A 16,307-nucleotide genomic window follows, 5' to 3' on the forward strand; every position below is an offset into this window, starting at 1 on the left:
CCGACGAGTGACTGCTGTCGGAGATCAACCTAGTCCACGGTGGTGCTCCGAGTCGTCCCCCACCCGTTCCCGGCTCTCGCCCCCGCGGGCCGCCCCCGGTCCCGGCCCCTGGTGGCAGCCCCGAGAGGACCGGGGCGGCGGCCCCCGGTGGCCGGCCCTTCACGGTTCGTCCCCGGGCCTCCCGCAAGTCGCCCCGCCTACTGCTCGTCTCCGGGGCCGGCCGCCGCGGCCCGCTCCGCCGTGCGCAGCACGATCGGGTTGGTCAGCGCCGCCATCGGGCCCCACGGCAGGTCCGGCCCCATCGCGTTGCCCCGGCCCGGCGAGCCGTCCGCCTTCGGGTGCCGGACCTCGGCCCGGACGAACGCGGCCAGCGAGGCCGTCGTGCGCCAGGCCACCGTGCCCGCGCCGTCGGCGGGCAGCGACTCCTGGTGCAGCTGGCCCTCGTCGGTCAGGAACCGGACCGTCCCGCCGGGCACGCCGGAGACCACGAGCCGGACGTCCACCGGAGCGTCCGCCGGGACGGTCAGCCGCTCGCCGATGCCCGCCTGGCGGCCGTGGCCGGTGGCGGTGAACTCCAGTTGAACGCCCGCCGATTCGGCCAACCAGCTGCGCCCGGTGCGGAGGCCGGCGAGGACCGCGTCCCGGGTGAGGTCCTCGGCGAGGACCACGGTGTGCGGCGAGCCGATCACCTGCGGGGCGCTGTGCGCGTCGCTGTTGCCGACGGCCGGCAGCCAGGAGCGCCCCTCCCGCAGGGCGACGGTGAGCTGGGCGTCCCAGGTGTCCACGGCCGACTCGTCGTCGTACGTCCACGGACCGTTCCACACCTCGACGGCGTCGGCGTCCGCGTAGCCGAACTTCCACTGGCAGGCCACGTACGGGCAGTACGGGTGCGCGGGCACCACCAGGCCGCCCTGTCGGCGGACCTGCCGGGCGAAGCGTGGGATCGCCTCGTCGCGGGCGCGGTAGCGCCAGTCGACGAACTGGCCCGCCTGCAGGCCCAGGGCGAGCCAGTGGCCGTTCCGGGTGGTGACCTCCTCGCCCGGCAGGATCAGCAGGTCCGGGCCGGCCAGCGGGCCCCAGACGGCGTGCGAGGAGGTGGTGTTGTGGTCGGTCGAGACGATGAAGTCCAGTCCGGCCGCCCGGGCGCCGGCCGCCACCTCGGCGGGCAGCCGGCGGCCGTCGGAGTGCACGGTGTGGAGGTGGCAGTCGCCCCGGTACCAGGCACGGCCGCGCCCGCGGGCCCGCTCCGGCGGGTAGGACGGCGTGAACTCCGGCCCCGGCGTGCCGAATCGGAGGGTGATCTCGACGTGGTAGTCCAGCCCCTGCGGCGCGACCTGGTAGGGGCCGAGGACGACGTGCCAGGTGCCCGGCCGGATCGGCCCCGGCAGGTAGCCGGGGGTCGCCTGGTCGCGGGCGACCGTGAACTCGGTGCGGAAGCCGCCGGACCAGCCGCGGAACCCGCGCCCGCCGAGGTCGGTGCCGCGTTCGTCGAACAGGCCGATGTCGCAGGAGTTGCCTGGGGTGCCGGCCGGGACGGGCGGTTTGTCGTAGCCGTAGGAGACGGCGATCTCCCGTACGCCGTCCGGGACTTCGAAGGGGAGGTAGACGAAGTCGGGTGCGCCGGTGGGGAGATGGCCGGTGAGGGTGAGCCGCCGCTCGGGTGCGGACGCGGGCGCGGGTGCGTCCTGGGCGGCGGCGGTGCCGGTGGCCGCCAGACCGAGCGCGGTGGCGGCGCCGGTGGCCAGGCCGGTGCGGAGCAGGTCGCGGCGGGCCGGCCGCGGCGACCGTCCGGGCTGCGGGTCCGGCGGCGATTCCGGCCGGTGGTCCGACTTCGGGTCCGGCTGCCGGGCCGGCTGCGGGTCCGGCTGCGCGTCGGTGGGGTCGTTCATCGGGTCCTCCGGTCTCGGGCGGCGGACGCCGGCGACGGGCGGACTCCCGGCCGGCTCGCGGCCTCCCTACCCGCTGCGGTGAACCCGCGGTGAGCCGGGCCCCACCGGGGCGGGGCGGGTCGGTGAAGGCGCCCGGGCGGCCATCGTCGGCACCCGGGGGCAGGGGGCCTGCAGCAGCTCACCGGACGCACCTCACGGGACGCGGGTGAACGCACGGCGGTAGGAGCGGGGCGGCACCCCGCGGCGGCGGACGAACTGCTCGCGCAGGACGGCCGCGCTGCCGTAGCCCACCAGCCGGGCGACCTCCTCGATCGGCAGGTCCGTGGTCTCCAGCAGCTCCTCGGCCCGGCCGAGGCGCAGCCCGAGCAGCCAGGCGTGCGGGGTGGTGCCGGTCGCGGCCGAGAACCGGCGGGCGAAGGTGCGCCGGCTCATCAGCGCGCGCTGGGCGAGCTCGGTGACCGGCAGCGGCCGGTCGAGGTGCTCGCGGGCCCAGGCCAGCACGCCGGCCAGGCGCTCGTCCTCGCAGTCCTCGGGAACGGGCGCGGCCAGGTACTGGGCCTGGCCGCCGTCGCGGTGCGGGGGCAGCACGAGGTCCCGGGCGACGGCGTTGGCCGCCGCGGCCCCGTACTCGCGCCGCAGGAGGTGCAGGCAGAGGTCGAAGCCGGCCGCCGCACCCGCGCCGGTGACGACCCGGCCCTCGTCGACGTACAGGGCGTCGGGCTCCACGGCGACGTCCGGGTGGCGCTCGGCGAGCAGCCCGGCGAACCGCCAGTGGGTGGTGGCCCGGCGCCCCGCGAGCAGCCCGGCGGCGGCGAGCGCGAACGCGCCGACGCAGTGCGCCGCGACGACCGCGCCACGCTCGTGGGCCGCCGCCAGCGCGTCGAGCACGGCGGCCGGCGGGGGCGTCCGGAAGCCGGCCCACGGCAGGGCGAGGACGAGGTCGGCGGCGGCCAGCCGGTCCAGCCCGTGGTCGACGGTCAGCGGCACGCCGAGATCGGTGGGCACCCGGCCGGGCCGGTCGGTGCAGAGCGCGAAGTCGAAGCGGGGCAGGCCGGGCGCGACGCCGCTGAACACCTCGGCGACCACACCGACCGCGAGCATCCCGACGCCGGGCGGGGCGTAGGCGGCGACGGTCGTGAAGGGCGGCATGGCGGCATTGTGGCACGATTCCTGCGATCGGTGGCAGATGGGCCACTCGTGGGCCGGGGGCCGGTTCGCGAGGATTGCCGGTATGAACGACGCACCGCACGGCCGCAGCGCCGACTGGACGATCCTGACCACCGGTTACACCCTCTCCACCGGCCCCGGAGTGGCCGCCACCGTCTCCTTCGTCTCCGACGGGGACCGGCGGGTGATCGTCGACCCGGGCATGGTGGCCGGCCGTGACCGCATCCTCGGCCCGCTCCGGGAGCTGGGCTTCGGCCCGGAGGACATCACGGACGTGGTCCTCAGCCACCACCACCCGGACAACATCATGAACGTCGGGCTCTTCGGCGAGGCGGTCGTCCACGACCACAAGGCCGAGTACCGGCACGACCAGTGGACGAGCCGGGACGCCGAGGGCTACGAGCTGACCTCGTCCCTGCGGCTGATCCGCACCCCGGGCCACAGCCGCGAGGACATCACCCTGCTGGCCGGCACCGCCACCGGTGTGACGGCCTTCGTCGGCGACCTGTGGTGGCGCCCGGACGGCCCGGAGGAGGACCCGGTGTCGCCGGACCGCGAGCTGCTGCGCGCGTCGCGGCTGCGGGTGCTCAAGGCCGCCGACCTGATCGTCCCCGGTCACGGGCCCGCCTTTCCGGCCGACGACCGCGCACCCCGGTAGGGGCGTCCGGCCCTGCCTTCCCCCTGACCTGAAGTTGCGGCCGACGGCTGATCAGGGTTCATAGAGGTGATGGGCAGATGATCGGACGAGCATGGAGGCGGGCGTGTCGCTGAGTCGGCGGAGGCTGCTGCTGGTGGCCGCGGGAGGCGCGCTGGCGGGCTGTCAGACGGCGGCACAGCGCGGCGGGGCCCGCCCCCTCCCGACCGGCGAGCCGTCGGCCACGCCGTCCGCGGCGCTCTCCCCGGCGCTCTCCCCGGCGGTCTCCCCGGCGGTCTCCCCGGCGCCCTCCGCTCGGCCGTTCGAGTCACCTGCCGAGTCGCCGCCCGCACCGCCCGCACCAGTGGCTTCAGCGGCGCCGGTCGCCCAGGAGGCCGCCCCGGCCGGCCGAGCCGTGGCCGCCCGCTACGCCGGCGTCGAACCCACCACCTGGGGCCTGGACGTCCCGGGAGTGATCACCGCGCTCCCGGACGGCACCCGGGCCACCGCCCTCACCTTCGACGCGTGCGGAGGGCCGGGCGGCTCCGGCTACGACGCCGCGCTGATCGGGCTCCTGCGCACCCACGGCGTGCCGGCCACCCTCTTCCTCAACGCCCGCTGGATCGACGCCAACCCGGCCGAGTTCGAGCAGCTCGCCGCCGACCCGCTCTTCGAGATCGCCAACCACGGCACTGCCCACCGCCCGCTCTCCGTCACCGGCCGCTCCGCCTACGGCATCGCGGGCACCCGGGACCCGGGCGAGGTCTACGACGAGATCGCCGGCAACACCGCCAAACTCACCGCCCTCCTCGGCCGCCCGCCCCGCTTCTTCCGCTCGGGCACCGCCCACTACGACGACGTCGCCACCCGCATCGCCGCCGACCTGCACACCCGCGTGGCCGGCTTCACGGTCAACGCCGACGGCGGCGCCACCTTCACCGCCGCCCAGGTCCGCGCCGAGGTCGCCGCGGCCCCACCGGGTGCCATCCTCATCGCCCACATGAACCACCCCGCCTCCGGCACCGCCCCCGGCTTCGCCGCCGCCCTCCCGCCCCTCCTCAGCGCCGGCCACACCTTCACCCGTCTCTCCGACGCCCTCCACTGAGCGCGGCGCCGTCACCCCCTCAGCGCCCACCGGCACAGATGCCCCGGACCGATCCCGGTCCGGGGCATTCCCACCTCAGGCCCACGTCGGCAGCGCGCCGACGTGGTCAGGGGAGGGCGACGTAGGCGGTGTGGATGACCCGCGCCTTGCTGTCGCACCAGACGGTGGACTTGCCGCCGCGGGGGTCGGCCCAGGCGGGTTGGCCGTCGTGGCGGTACTCGTAGCCGTTGTCGATGCGCTTGCAGGTGACGGCGGCCTGGAAGCGGGAGGTGCCGTCGCCCTTGCAGGTGACCGTGGCGCCCTTGTTGTACTCGGTGCTGATGAGCTTGTAGGTGCAGCCGGTGATGGTCGCGTCGGCGGGTGTGGCGAGGGTGATCGCGGCGGTCATGCCCATGGCCGAGACGGCGGCCGCGGTGATGAGACGCTGTCGCATGCGCACAGGGAGTACTCCTGTCGTCGAGGCGTTTGCAGTCCTTGACGCAAGCATGACAGTCAATGAGTCGCCGCGGACCGGAACGCGGCAAGCGAGAGCCTGCGCTCCGGTCGGGCCGTCAGGGCAGGACGGTGATGGCCGTCGCCAGGTGGCCGTCGCGGACGATCCACCGGCCGGTGAAGGCCTGGAGCCGGCGGCCGTCGACCTCGGGGCCGGGGACCTGGAGCTCGGCGTGGAAGGTGCCGTTCGGGTCGAGGGTGATGTCGGCGCCGTCGAAGTCGAGGAAGACCCCGGTGAGCGGGAACCAGGTCTTGTAGACCGACTCCTTGGCGCTGAAGAGCAGCCGGTCCCAGGGGACTTCCGGGTGCTCGGCGAGCAGCTCGGCGTTGCGCTTCTGCTCGCCGGGCAGGGCGATGGTGTCGAGCACGCCCTCGGGCAGGACGTCGGCCGGCTCGGCGTCGATGCCGAGCGAGACGACGTCGCCGGCGCGGGCGACGGCTGCGCCGCGGAAGCCCGCGCAATGGGTCAGGCTGCCGACCACGCCGTCCGGCCAGCTCGGGGCGCCGCGCAGGCCCGGCACCAGCGGGCGGTAGGGGACGCCGAGCCGGGCGAGCGCGAGCCGGGCGCAGTGGCGGACGGTGGTGTACTCGCGACGGCGGCCGTCGACGGCGCGGGCGACGGCCGGCTCCTCGGCCGGCTCCAGCCGGGCCTCCGGCGGATCGTCGTACGCGACCTCCACCATGACTGCGGCGGGCAGCAGTTCGCCGATCACAGGTTCCCCCCTGTCGATGTCTGTCTCGGTGCACCGAGGCGCGCTCGGTGCGACGTGCGGACCGGGCGAGCCTAACCCGAGCGGCCCCGGCCCCGCCGCGAAGGGCGGGAACCGGGGCGGGCCGGGCGGAAACCGGGCTGGAACCGCCGGGAGCTACTCGAAGGCCGCCGCGGCGTCCCGGAGCGCCTGGGCGACCGTCTCCGGGTCGTACGGCGCCGGCTCGCCGGGGACGTAGGTGACGGCCCGTAGGCCGCCGGTGTACCGGAAGGAGCGGTGGCGCTGGTGGACCGGCCAGGAGACCGGGGACTTGCGGTCGACGCCGACGCTGATGCCCTGGAAGGGTGCCATGCCGATCAGCTGGTGGACCGGGCCCAGCCGGCCGCCCTCGGTGCCGTCCACGAGGAGCCGGAACTCCCACTTGAGGTCCGCCACCGCCGTCGCCTCCAGGGTGATCCGGCGGGCGCCGGGGGCGAGCCGGCCGCCGTCGGCCTCCAGCAGGTCGCCGTACTGGTTGTAGGCGAAGCGCAGCCGGCCGTCCTCGACGTAGAGGCTGTAGCCGCCGCCCTGGTCGCCGTGCGAGACCAGGACGCCCTGGTCGGCGGCCCCGTGCGCGTCGAGTTCGACCTCGACGGCGAAGGAGCGGAAGGAGATCAGCCGGGACGAGCGGTACCGCTCCAGCTCGGGGGTGCCGGGGAGAATCGTGACGGGGCGGCGCAGCCGCTCGGCCTCGGGGCCGCGCAGGGCGAGGGCGCCGCTGCCGTCGGCGAGCGGGAAGACGCCGTTGCGCCACGCGGCGGCCTCCCAGGCGGCCGACAACTCCTTGACGAGGTCCGGGTGTTCGGAGCTGACGTCGTGGATCTCGGTCGGGTCGGTGCGCAGGTCGTACAGCGCCCACTCGCCGTCGTCGTACGGTGCGCCGAAGCGGTGCAGGGTGACCAGCTTCCAACCGTCGCGGTAGTAGCTGCGGTTGCCGGTCATCTCGCAGTACTGCTCGGTGTGGGACGAGGCGGCCTCGGGGGAGCGGAGGACGGGGACGAAACTGACACCGTCGAGCGACTGGACCGGCTGCCCCTCTCCCGGGCCGCGCTGCAGCGGCCGCTCGACACCCGCGAGTTCGAGCAGGGTTGGGAGGATGTCGGTGACGTACTGGTACTGCGTCCGCACTCCGGGGTCGTCCTCGGTGCGGGGCAGTCCGGCGGGCCAGGAGAGCACGAACGGCACCCGGACGCCGCCGGCGTAGGTCTGGCCCTTGTAGAAGCGGAACGGGGTGTTGGAGGCCATGCCCCAGCCGCGCGGGTAGTGGACCAGGGACTGCGGGCCGCCGATGAGTTCGATCTCCCGTGCCACGTCGGGGTTCCAGTCGGCGGGCAGGGCGGGGTGGTGGACGAAACGGCTGAAGTAGCTGCGGGTGCCCTCGGCACCGCCCTCGCCGGTGCCACCGTTGTCGGAGGTGAACACGATGATGGTGTTGTCGAGTTCGCCGAGCGCCGCGAGGGTGTCGGTGAGGCGGCCGAGGTTCTGGTCGACGTTGTCGACCATCGCCGCGTACACCTCCATGTAGCGGGCGTACAACTTCTGCTGCACATCGCCGAGTTCGGCCCACGGGCCGACGTCGTGGCCGGGTTCTACGTTGCGCTCGGGAAGTTCGGTGCCGGGCGGGAAGTGGCCGGCGGCCAGCTGGCGGGCGAACCGCGCGGTGCGCAGCTCGTCCCAGCCGCCGTCGTAGCGGCCCCGGTGGCGGGCCAAGTCCTCGGGCTTGGCCTGGAGCGGGCCGTGCACGGCGTTGTGCGCGAGGTAGAGGAAGAACGGCTTGTCGGCGTCGTGGGCGCGCAGCGACTTGACCATGGCGATGGCCTGGTCGGTGATGTCGTCGGTGTAGTAGTAGTCGTCGGGGAATTCGACGATGTCCAGCGGGCTGTTGTCGCGGACGAGTTGGTGCGGGTGGAAGAGGCTGGTGAGGCCCTCCAGGACGCCGTAGTACTGGTCGAAGCCCTTCTGCAGCGGCCAGTTGGCGCGGTTGTCGGCCGCGTTGGAGGCGGAGTCGCGGGTGAGGTGCCACTTGCCGACGGCGTAGGTGGCGTAGCCGGCGTCGTGCAGCAGTTCGGCGAGGGTCGGGATGTCGCCGGCCACCTCCATGCCGTAGCCGGGGAAGCCGGGGTCGGCGTTGGCGACGAAGGAGTAGCCGACCCGGTGCGGGTTGAGGCCGGTGAGCAGGGCCGCACGGGCGGGGGAGCAGAGCGGCATGGTGTGGTAGTTGGCCAGCTTGACGCCGGTCGCCGCGAGCCGGTCCAGGGTGGGCGTCGGGATCTCGGAGCCGAACGGGCCGATGTCGCTGTAGCCCATGTCGTCGATCAGCACGACGATGATGTTGGGGGCGCCTTCGCGGGGTCGGAGCCGGGCCGGCCAGGCCGGTGTCGAGGCGCCGAAGGTGCGGCCGACGGTGCCGGGGAAGCCTTCGTAGGGGTCGCGCCGCTGGGGATCGCGGTCGTGCGGGCCGTGGTCGTGGGTCGCGGGCGTGGTGCTCATCGGGTGCTCCGGAGGACGGGGAGGACGGGGAGGACGGCGGTCTTCGACGGCGACGAGGCCTCGTCCGGCAGGACGGCCGCCGGTCGCGGGGTGGCTTCCAACCGGGGTACGGCGGCGAGGAGTTCAGCGGTGTACGGGTGCTCGGGTGCGGTGACGACCCGGTCCGCCGGGCCGGTCTCGACGATCCGGCCGCGGTGCATGACGGCGATCCGGTGGCTGACCTGCCGGACCACCGCGAGGTCGTGCGCGATGAAGAGGACGGCGAGTCCGAGCTCGCGCTGGAGCCGGGCGAGCAGCTCGATCACCTGGGCCTGGACCGAGACGTCCAGCGCGGAGACCGGCTCGTCGCAGATCAGCACGCTCGGCCCGGGCGCCAGCGCCCGGGCGATGCCGATGCGTTGGCGTTGGCCGCCGGAGAAGGAGCGCGGGTGCCGGTCGGCCCAGGAGGGATCCAGCCCGACCTGCTCCAGCAGCTCGGCGACCCGGCGCTCACGGGCGGCGCGGTCGCCGAGGCCGTGCGCGATCAACGGCTCGGCGATGATCTGGCCGGCGGTCAGCCGCGGGTTGAGCGAGGAGTACGGGTCCTGGAAGACCATCTGGATCTCCCGCCGGGCCGCCCGCCCGGAGGCGTCCCGCCCACGGCCGCGCCGGACCCCGAACTCCTCGCCCCGGAAGCGGATCGAGCCGGCCGAGGGCGCGTGCACCTGCACCAGTGCACGGGCCAGGGTGGACTTGCCCGAGCCGGACTCGCCGACCAGCCCGAGCGTCTCGCCCGGGTGCAGCTCCAGGTCGACGTCGGCGAGCGCCGTGACCGGCCGCCGCCGCGGCCCGTACGTCTTCCCCAGCCCGCGGACGGTGAGCAGCGGCTCCTCGCCCGGGGTGCTGTTGGCCGCCGCCCTGGAGGGCGCCTCCAGCCGCGGTACGGCGGCCAGCAGCTGCTTGGTGTAGGGGTGCCGAGGCGCGGCGAGGACGTCGGTGGTCTCGCCGTGCTCGACCACCCGGCCACCGCGCATGACCAGGATCCGGCGGCAGGTCCGGGCGATCACGCCGAGGTCGTGGCTGATCACCACGAGCGCCGTGCCGGTCTCCCGGTTGATCCGGGCGAGCAGGCGCAGGATCTGCTGCTGGACCGTCGGGTCCAGCGCGGTGGTGGGCTCGTCGGCGACCAGCACCTCGGCGTCGTGGGCGAGGGCCAGCGCGATCATGATCCGCTGGCGCTGGCCGCCGGAGAACTGGTGCGGGTGGTCGCGCAGCCGCCCGGCGGCGTCCGGGATGCCCACCAGATCGAGCAGTTCGGCCGCGCGGGCGGCCCGTTCGGTCCTGGGGGCGTCGCCGTGGGCCCGCAGTGCCTCGTCGAGCTGCCGGCCGACGGTGAGGACGGGGTTGAGCGAGGACATCGGGTCCTGGAAGACCATGGCGATCCGGCGGCCGCGCAGACCGCGCAGGGCCGGTTCGGTCAGGGAGGCGAGGTCCTGGCCGTCCAGCCCGACCGAGCCGCCGGTGATCCGTCCACCGGCCGGCAGCATGCGCAGCAGGGCCAGCGCGGTGGTGGACTTTCCGGATCCGGACTCACCGACCAGCCCGAGGCTGTCCCCGGCGGCCAGTTCGAAGCGGACGCCGTCGACGGCGCGGGTGCCGGCGAACTCGACGGTGAGGTCGTGGACCTGGAGGAGTGGGCGGTGGCTCATCGGCGGATCCCCCGGTTCAGGGCCTCGGCGATCAGGGTGAAGCCGAGCACCAGTGCGGTGGTCGCGGCCAGCGGTACGGCCGCGAAGGAGGGATTGGTGGAGAGGTAGGCGACGGACTGGCTGAGGATGGAGCCCAGAGTGGGCTCCGGGGGCCGGACGCCCAGGCCGAGGAAGCTCATCGCGCCCTCGATGAAGACGCCGACGGAGAGGGCGACGGCGGTCTGCACGATCAGCGGGTCGGCGGCGTTGGGGACGACGTGGCGCAGCAGCACCCGCAGCCGGGAGGCGCCGCCGACGCGGGCGGCCAGCGCGTACTCGCGCTCCCGCTGGACCAGGATGCCGGCCCGCAACTGGCGGCCGAAGCCCGGTATTTCGGCGAGGGCGATGACGATCAGCACGGGCCAGCGGCCGGGTCCGAGGACGGCCGTGACGGCCAGCGCCAGGATGATCCCGGGGAAGGCGAGCAGCAGGTCGAAGACCCGCTGCACCCCGAGGTCGGCCCACCGGGACGAGGCGGCGAGCAGTGCGAAGGAGCAGCCGAGCAGTGCGCCGACCGGTACGGCGGTGAGGGTGATCGAGAGGTCGGTGGCGATCCCGTGCAGTACCCGGCTGAACAGGTCGCGGCCCATGTCGTCGGTGCCGAAGGGGTGTTCGGCGCTGGGGCCGGCCAGGGCGAGCGGGCCCTGGGCGTTCGGGTCGAGGTCGGTGAGCAGCGGGGCGAGCAGGCCGGCCAGGGCGAGGGTGCCGACCAGGGCCACGCCGGTCAGGCCGCGGCCGGTGAGGAGCCCGGCCAGGTAGCGGTTGCGGCGCCGGACGCCGGTGGCGGGCGCTCGGTCGGCGGTGATGGCGGTCATCGGTTCACTCCCACCGGATCCGGGGGTCCAGCCACGCGTACACCAGGTCGGTGAGCAGCTGGACGGCGACGTAGACGGCGACGATGAGCAGGAGGAGGTCCTGGACGACCGGGTAGTCCCGGCGGACCACGCCCTGCTCGATCAGCTGGCCCAGCCCGGGCCAGGCGAAGATGCGCTCCACCAGGACGGCGCCGGCGATCAGTTGGCCGACCTGGAGGCCGAGCACGGTGACGGCGGACGGCAGCGCGTTGGGCAGAGCGTGCTGCCAGACGATCCGCCGGCGGGAGACGCCGAGGGCGGTCGCGGTGCGGACGTAGTCCTCGGCGAGGGCCCGCTCGATCCCGTCCTTGAGGTAGCGGGCGAGGACGGCGGCGCTCGGCAGGGCGAGGCAGACGGCGGGCAACAGGAGGTACTGGACGGCCAGGTCGGGCTGGTCGAGCAGTGACTCGTGGCCGCCGGCCGGCAGCAGACCGAGGGTGACCGCGAAGACCAGCACCAGCAGGACGCCGGTGACGAACGGGGGCACCGCGAGGACGGCCGTGGTGAAGGCGTTCACGGCGGCGGAGACCGGCCGGCGCCGGGTGGTGGCTCCGGCCACGCCGAGCGGCAGCGCGATCAGGACCACCAGCAGCAGGGCGCCGAGGGTGAGTTGGACGGTGGCCCCGAGGCCGTTGCCGATCAGGTCGGCGACCTGGCCGCCGATTGCGTAGCTGGGCCCGAGGTCCCCGGTCGCGAGTTGGCCGATCCAGCCGACGTACTGGGTGAGGAGCGGCCGGTCGAGGCCGAGCCGGGCGCGGACGGCGGCGACGGCCTCCGGCCCGGCGTCCGGCCCGGCCAGCGACGTGGCCGGGTCGCCCGGGATCAGCCGGAGGATGAGGAAGACCAGGAAGGAGGCCAGGGCGAGGACGAGCAGCCCGGAGGGCAGGCGTTTGAACAGGAAGGTGCGCATCGGTCAGGCCGTCAGGTAGGCGTCGTCGAGGTTGAGGTAGCTGAACTTGTTGAGGTCTGCGCCGCGGACCTTGCCGCCGGCGACCTCCACCAGGCCGCCGACGGCGAGGTCGATCACGAACTCCTCGTCCAGCAGCAGGTCGGTGATCTGCTGGTAGAGCGCCTTGGCCTCGGCGCTGTCGCTGTCCGGGCGCTTCCACGCCTGCTGCACGACGTCGGTGTAGGCGGGGGAGGAGAAGCGCGAGCTGTTCCTGGCCTCGTTGAACGGGTAGGCGCTGACCGCGAGGGTGGCCGGGTGGAGCTGGGCGAAGCCGTGGCCGAGCGTCCAGAGGGCGGGCATGCTCTGCGCGATGAGCTGCTTCTGCATGGTCGGCGAGTCGGTGGGCTGGAGCACCGTCTCGATGCCGACCTGCTTGAGGTCGTACTGCAGGATCTGGGCAATCGCGGTGGAGCCGGGGTCGTTGGAGTGGGCGAACGGGAGGGTGACGGTGGTGAGGCCGGCCTCCTTGAGCAGGGCCCGCGCCTTGTCGGGGTCGTGGCGGTAGCGGGCGGCGTTCGCCTCGCTGTACGCGGGCGAGGACTTGGGCCACGGCACCGCCGAGACCGTGCCGTACCCGCCGAGCGCCTGCTGCACCAGCCGGTCGCGGTCGACGGCCCAGGCGATGGCCTGCCGCACCCGCTTGTCGCCGACGTGCTCGGCGGAGAGGTTGACGCCGATGTAGTGGGCGCCGGAGCCGGTGTCGTACTCCTTGATCCGGAACTGCGGGTCGCTCTTGAGGGTGGCGACGTCCTTGCCCCGGACCCGGTAGGAGAGGTGGGTCTGGCCGGTCCTGAGCGAGGAGAGCAGCGACTCGGCCTGCGGGATGACGCGGATCTCGACGCCGTCCAGGTGGGGGCGGCCCGGATTCCAGTACTTCTCGTTGCGGGCGAAGGTGATCGAGCTGCCGGGCTTGCGGTCGGTGAGGGTGAACGGGCCGGTGCCGATCAGCCTGGTGCCGGCGACGGCGTCCTCGACGCTGGCCGAATCCGGGATGATCATGAACTCGAAGAGGTCGAAGAGATTGCTGACCGGGTGGGCGAGGACGAGCGTCAGCTCGAAGTCACCGTTCTTGCGGAAGTCGGTGACGGCGGCCGCGGTCGAGCGCAGCTGGGCGGAACGGGCCGGGTTCTGCAGGTTCTTGACGGCGAAGACGACGTCGTCGGCGGTGAACCTGCGGCCGCTGTGGAAGGTGACGTCCTCGCGCAGCTTGAGCGTGACGGTGGTGCCGTCCGCGCCGAGCTGCCAGGAGGTGGCCAGTTCGGGCTGTGGCTGGAGCCGGTCGTCGTATCTGGTGAGGGTGTTGAAGACCAGGCGCTGGACCAGGGTGTTGGCGCTCTGGGCGAAGAGCAGGCTGGGCGTGAAGTCGACGTCGGTGCCCACCGTGAGGACGCCGCCCCGGCGGGGGCCCGCCGAGCCGGTCGCGGCGGAGGTGGCGGTGTCCGCCGCCGAGCGGCAGGCCGCCAGCGCCAGCAGGCCGGCACCGGCGAGGCTCCCGCGCAGCAGGGCGCGGCGGGAGGGGCCGGACACGGAGGGGGCGGTGAACGCGGTCATGGCAGGTCCTTCGGGAGGGGGCGGTTCGGGTCGGCGGGAGGGGACGGCCGCCGGGTCGGGTGGTCGGGGTGGTGGGCGTGCGGAACGCGGTCAGAGTGGCCGGGCCTCCGCTGCGAGGGGGAGGGCGGCGGGGGCGGTCGCGGCCGGGACCGCTGTCGCGGCCGTGGCCTGGAGCGGCCGGGCGTACAGCGCACCGAAGGCTGCGGCGCCGGCCGCCACGGCGAGCGCGTCCGCCCCGCGCCGCTGGGCCACCAGCAGGTCGGCGTCCCGGCGCAGGTGCGAGCGGAGGGTGAACTCGGTACGGACCACGTCGAGGTAGGACGGGTCGAGCACCGCGAAGGTCTCGGTGAGCACCAGCAGGTCCGGGTTGACCACGTCCGCGAGCAGCGCGAGTGCGCGCCCGACGATCGCGGCCCGGCGGCGGACGAGCCGGTCGGCCCGTGGATCCCCGGCCCGCACCGCGGCGATCAGCTCGGCGCGGTCGGCGCGGGCGGTGATCCCTGCGGCGGCCGCCGCCTCGAACAGCGTGGTGTCCGAGGCGGCGACCGCGAGACAGCCGACGCGTCCGCAGTGGCAGAGCGCGTCGCTGTCCGGCACCGGCAGGTGGGCGACGTCCCCGGTGGCCGACGCGGGGCCTAGGTGGACCACGCCGGCCACCGCCAGTGCCGCGTCCACCACATGGCCCACGAAGAGCTGGACCATGCTGCGGCGCGCGGCCGGATGGCCGAAGAGGATCTCGGCCTGGGTGAGCGCCCGGGCGTGGTTGTCCACCTGGACCGGCAGCCCGCAGGCCCGGCCCAGCAGTTCGGCGAGCGGCACGTCCCGCCACTCCAGCGGATCGTGGCGGACCACGACGCCGGGGTCCGGATCGACCGTCCCCCCGCTCACCGCGCCGAGGCCGACCACGGTGCGGCCGCCCGGCACGGCGGCCAGCAGCCGGGGCAGCCGCTCCAGCAGGGCCCGGAGGAGGGCGTTCCCCGTGCGGCCCCGGTTGCTCGACTCCTGCCGGTGGAGCACGTTTCCGCGCAGGTCCAGCAGGGCGAAGGTGGTGTACGGCACGCCGATGTGCAGTCCGGCCACGGCCAGCCGGTGGGTGTCGATGTCGACCGGGAGCTGGGGTCGGCCGACCGCGCCCGCCCCCGTCCCGCTCAACTCCGGCCGCTCGTGCAGGAGTCCGAGCCGGCCGAGGTCGACCACCTGCCGGGACACCGCGGAGGCGCTGAGCCCCGTGAGTGCGGCGACCCGGCTACGGGCGATCGGCCCGTGGTCGAGCACGGTCCGCAACACGGCGGCGGCGTTGACGTCCCGCCGGTCGTCCCCGATCCGCAGGGCGGGGCGGGACAGGGGATCGGACATCGGGACCTCTCGGGGGACGGGACGGGACGGACGTCCCGGGTGGACAGCGGTGGGTCGTCGAACTCACACCGCCCGGTCGGCCTCCAGCTCCTCGGCCGGGACCAGCCCGGCCACCCGCGGCGGCTCGGTCGGCTCCAGCAGGCGGCTCGGGGTGCCGTCCACGCCGACCGGCAGGTCGCCGTCCAGGGTGATCCGGCGGACCAGGCGCGGCTCGTCGCCGTAGTCGTTGACGGCGTAGTGCTGGGTCGCCCGGTTGTCCCAGATCGCGACGTCGCCCACCTGCCACTCCCAGCGCACGGTGTTCTCCAGGCGCTCGACGTAGCGCTGGAACAGCGCGATCAGGGCGCGGCTGTCGGCGCCGGACACGCCCTGGATGCGCTGCGCGAACGCGCCGAGCAGCAGCGTCTTCTCACCGGTGACCGGGTGGACCCGGACCACCGGGTGCTCCGTCTTGAACGCGGTGGAGACGAAGACCTTGCGGAACAGCTCGGCGATCTCGGCGTTGTCGGCCAGCTCCGGGCGCAGGGCCAGGCTGGCGGCGTAGTCGTAGTCGTTGGTGTGGACGGCGCGCAGGCTCTCGGCGAGCACCTTCAGCGGCTCCGGAAGGTCCTGGTAGGCGGCGACGGTGTTGGCCCAGACGGTGGAGCCGCCGGCCGGGGGGAGTTCGAGCGAGCGGAGGACGGACGCCTTCGGGTAGGACGGGACGAAGGTGACGTCGGTGTGCCAGTTGTTGGCGCGCACGCCCTTGGTGGCGTCCAGTTCGAAGATGTAGCGGCCGTCGGCGCTGGGCACGGTCGGGTGGCCGACCGGCTGTCCCAGCAGCCGGGCGAACGCCTCGTGCTCGGCGTCGTCGAGGTGCTCCTGGCCGCGGAAGAACAGCACCTTGTGCTCGTACAGGGCGGCCTCGACGGCGGCGACGGTCTCGGCCGAAAGGTCGCCGCCGAGGCGGAGGTCGTGCACGACGGCGCCGATCCGGCCGGCGGCGGGGGTGAGGCGGAGCTCGGTGAGAGGGGCGGTGGTCACGGTGGTTCCTCGGCTTTCGTCGGAGGGCGAGGCGAACGGGGGTACGTCGGACCGCGGTCGGTGAGTGCGGCAGGACGGTGCGCCGCGGCACGGCACGGATGCGGGCCGTAGGGCGCGGTGACGCGGTACGGGAAGGGGCGGTGACACGACGGCGGTGCGTGCGGCCGACCGCGTCGGGGGCGGGCGGAGTCACGACCGGGTGGCGGTGCGGGCCGAGCGGACAGCGCCGGGCGTTCGGGCACGGCGCAGCACACCCGACGGGCGAACGTCAGGGGCGCGCGCTCAGCCGGAACACGAGCGGGAGCGGGCGTTCAGCGACAA

13 protein-coding genes are annotated in these 16,307 nt (G+C 74.4%); 2 read left to right on the forward strand and 11 right to left on the reverse strand.

What is annotated here, in order from left to right; genetic code table 11:
* Positions 1-197 precede the first annotated feature (197 nt).
* Both ACIPSC_RS12900 and ACIPSC_RS12905 read right to left on the reverse strand, forming a co-directional pair.
* Complete coding sequence (locus ACIPSC_RS12900; protein ID WP_400825287.1) at positions 198-1,889, reverse strand: CehA/McbA family metallohydrolase; 1,692 nt, start codon at positions 1,887-1,889, stop codon at positions 198-200.
* Positions 1,890-2,081: 192 nt separating this feature from the next.
* On the reverse strand, positions 2,082-3,038 hold the full coding sequence (locus tag ACIPSC_RS12905; RefSeq protein WP_400825289.1) for a GlxA family transcriptional regulator: 957 nt from the start codon (positions 3,036-3,038) through the stop codon (positions 2,082-2,084).
* 82 nt (positions 3,039-3,120) lie between these two features.
* Between ACIPSC_RS12905 and ACIPSC_RS12910 the strand changes: the two genes are divergently transcribed.
* The gene (locus ACIPSC_RS12910) at positions 3,121-3,714 is read left to right on the forward strand and encodes an MBL fold metallo-hydrolase (RefSeq protein ID WP_313762594.1); all 594 of its coding nucleotides are present in this window, start codon (positions 3,121-3,123) and stop codon (positions 3,712-3,714) included.
* Between the two features lie 103 nt (positions 3,715-3,817).
* A complete protein-coding gene (locus tag ACIPSC_RS12915) occupies positions 3,818-4,795 on the forward strand; it encodes a polysaccharide deacetylase family protein (protein ID WP_400825291.1) in 978 nt (325 codons plus the stop codon).
* Between the two features lie 106 nt (positions 4,796-4,901).
* On the opposite strand, the gene ACIPSC_RS12920 is transcribed toward ACIPSC_RS12915, so the two are convergent.
* From ACIPSC_RS12920 to ACIPSC_RS12960, 9 genes are all read right to left on the reverse strand, one after another.
* Positions 4,902-5,228 (reverse strand): hypothetical protein, encoded by a 327-nt coding sequence (locus ACIPSC_RS12920; protein ID WP_400825293.1) that lies wholly within the window; start codon positions 5,226-5,228, stop codon positions 4,902-4,904.
* A gap of 118 nt (positions 5,229-5,346) precedes the next feature.
* Complete coding sequence (locus tag ACIPSC_RS12925) at positions 5,347-6,000, reverse strand: 4'-phosphopantetheinyl transferase (RefSeq protein WP_400825295.1); 654 nt, start codon at positions 5,998-6,000, stop codon at positions 5,347-5,349.
* A gap of 153 nt (positions 6,001-6,153) precedes the next feature.
* Positions 6,154-8,526 (reverse strand): arylsulfatase, encoded by a 2,373-nt coding sequence (locus ACIPSC_RS12930; protein ID WP_400825296.1) that lies wholly within the window; start codon positions 8,524-8,526, stop codon positions 6,154-6,156.
* On the reverse strand, positions 8,523-10,214 hold the full coding sequence (locus tag ACIPSC_RS12935) for an ABC transporter ATP-binding protein (protein ID WP_400825298.1): 1,692 nt from the start codon (positions 10,212-10,214) through the stop codon (positions 8,523-8,525). Before ACIPSC_RS12935 ends, ACIPSC_RS12930 begins: the two co-directional genes overlap by 4 nt.
* Entirely contained in the window at positions 10,211-11,068 is an 858-nt protein-coding gene (locus ACIPSC_RS12940; protein ID WP_400825300.1) for an ABC transporter permease, read from the reverse strand. Before ACIPSC_RS12940 ends, ACIPSC_RS12935 begins: the two co-directional genes overlap by 4 nt.
* A 4-nt stretch (positions 11,069-11,072) precedes the next feature.
* Positions 11,073-12,017 (reverse strand): ABC transporter permease, encoded by a 945-nt coding sequence (locus ACIPSC_RS12945; protein WP_400825301.1) that lies wholly within the window; start codon positions 12,015-12,017, stop codon positions 11,073-11,075.
* A gap of 3 nt (positions 12,018-12,020) precedes the next feature.
* A complete protein-coding gene (locus ACIPSC_RS12950) occupies positions 12,021-13,607 on the reverse strand; it encodes an ABC transporter substrate-binding protein (RefSeq protein WP_400825302.1) in 1,587 nt (528 codons plus the stop codon).
* 90 nt (positions 13,608-13,697) lie between these two features.
* The gene (locus ACIPSC_RS12955) at positions 13,698-14,963 is read right to left on the reverse strand and encodes an ROK family protein (RefSeq protein WP_400825303.1); all 1,266 of its coding nucleotides are present in this window, start codon (positions 14,961-14,963) and stop codon (positions 13,698-13,700) included.
* 63 nt (positions 14,964-15,026) lie between these two features.
* The gene (locus ACIPSC_RS12960) at positions 15,027-15,986 is read right to left on the reverse strand and encodes a TauD/TfdA dioxygenase family protein (protein ID WP_400825305.1); all 960 of its coding nucleotides are present in this window, start codon (positions 15,984-15,986) and stop codon (positions 15,027-15,029) included.
* Positions 15,987-16,307 lie beyond the last annotated feature (321 nt).

The sequence above is a fragment of the Kitasatospora sp. NPDC090091 genome, from assembly GCF_044747365.1.
Lineage (GTDB): Bacteria > Actinomycetota > Actinomycetes > Streptomycetales > Streptomycetaceae > Kitasatospora.

Coding starts and splice junctions, on each gene's coding strand:
- ACIPSC_RS12900 (WP_400825287.1), bottom strand. CDS start 1,889: ATGAACGACCCCACCGACGCGCAGCCGGACCCGCAGCCGGCCCGGCAG.
- ACIPSC_RS12905 (WP_400825289.1), bottom strand. CDS start 3,038: ATGCCGCCCTTCACGACCGTCGCCGCCTACGCCCCGCCCGGCGTCGGG.
- ACIPSC_RS12910 (WP_313762594.1), top strand. CDS start 3,121: ATGAACGACGCACCGCACGGCCGCAGCGCCGACTGGACGATCCTGACC.
- ACIPSC_RS12920 (WP_400825293.1), bottom strand. CDS start 5,228: ATGCGACAGCGTCTCATCACCGCGGCCGCCGTCTCGGCCATGGGCATG.
- ACIPSC_RS12930 (WP_400825296.1), bottom strand. CDS start 8,526: ATGAGCACCACGCCCGCGACCCACGACCACGGCCCGCACGACCGCGAT.
- ACIPSC_RS12935 (WP_400825298.1), bottom strand. CDS start 10,214: ATGAGCCACCGCCCACTCCTCCAGGTCCACGACCTCACCGTCGAGTTC.
- ACIPSC_RS12940 (WP_400825300.1), bottom strand. CDS start 11,068: ATGACCGCCATCACCGCCGACCGAGCGCCCGCCACCGGCGTCCGGCGC.
- ACIPSC_RS12945 (WP_400825301.1), bottom strand. CDS start 12,017: ATGCGCACCTTCCTGTTCAAACGCCTGCCCTCCGGGCTGCTCGTCCTC.
- ACIPSC_RS12950 (WP_400825302.1), bottom strand. CDS start 13,607: ATGACCGCGTTCACCGCCCCCTCCGTGTCCGGCCCCTCCCGCCGCGCC.
- ACIPSC_RS12955 (WP_400825303.1), bottom strand. CDS start 14,963: ATGTCCGATCCCCTGTCCCGCCCCGCCCTGCGGATCGGGGACGACCGG.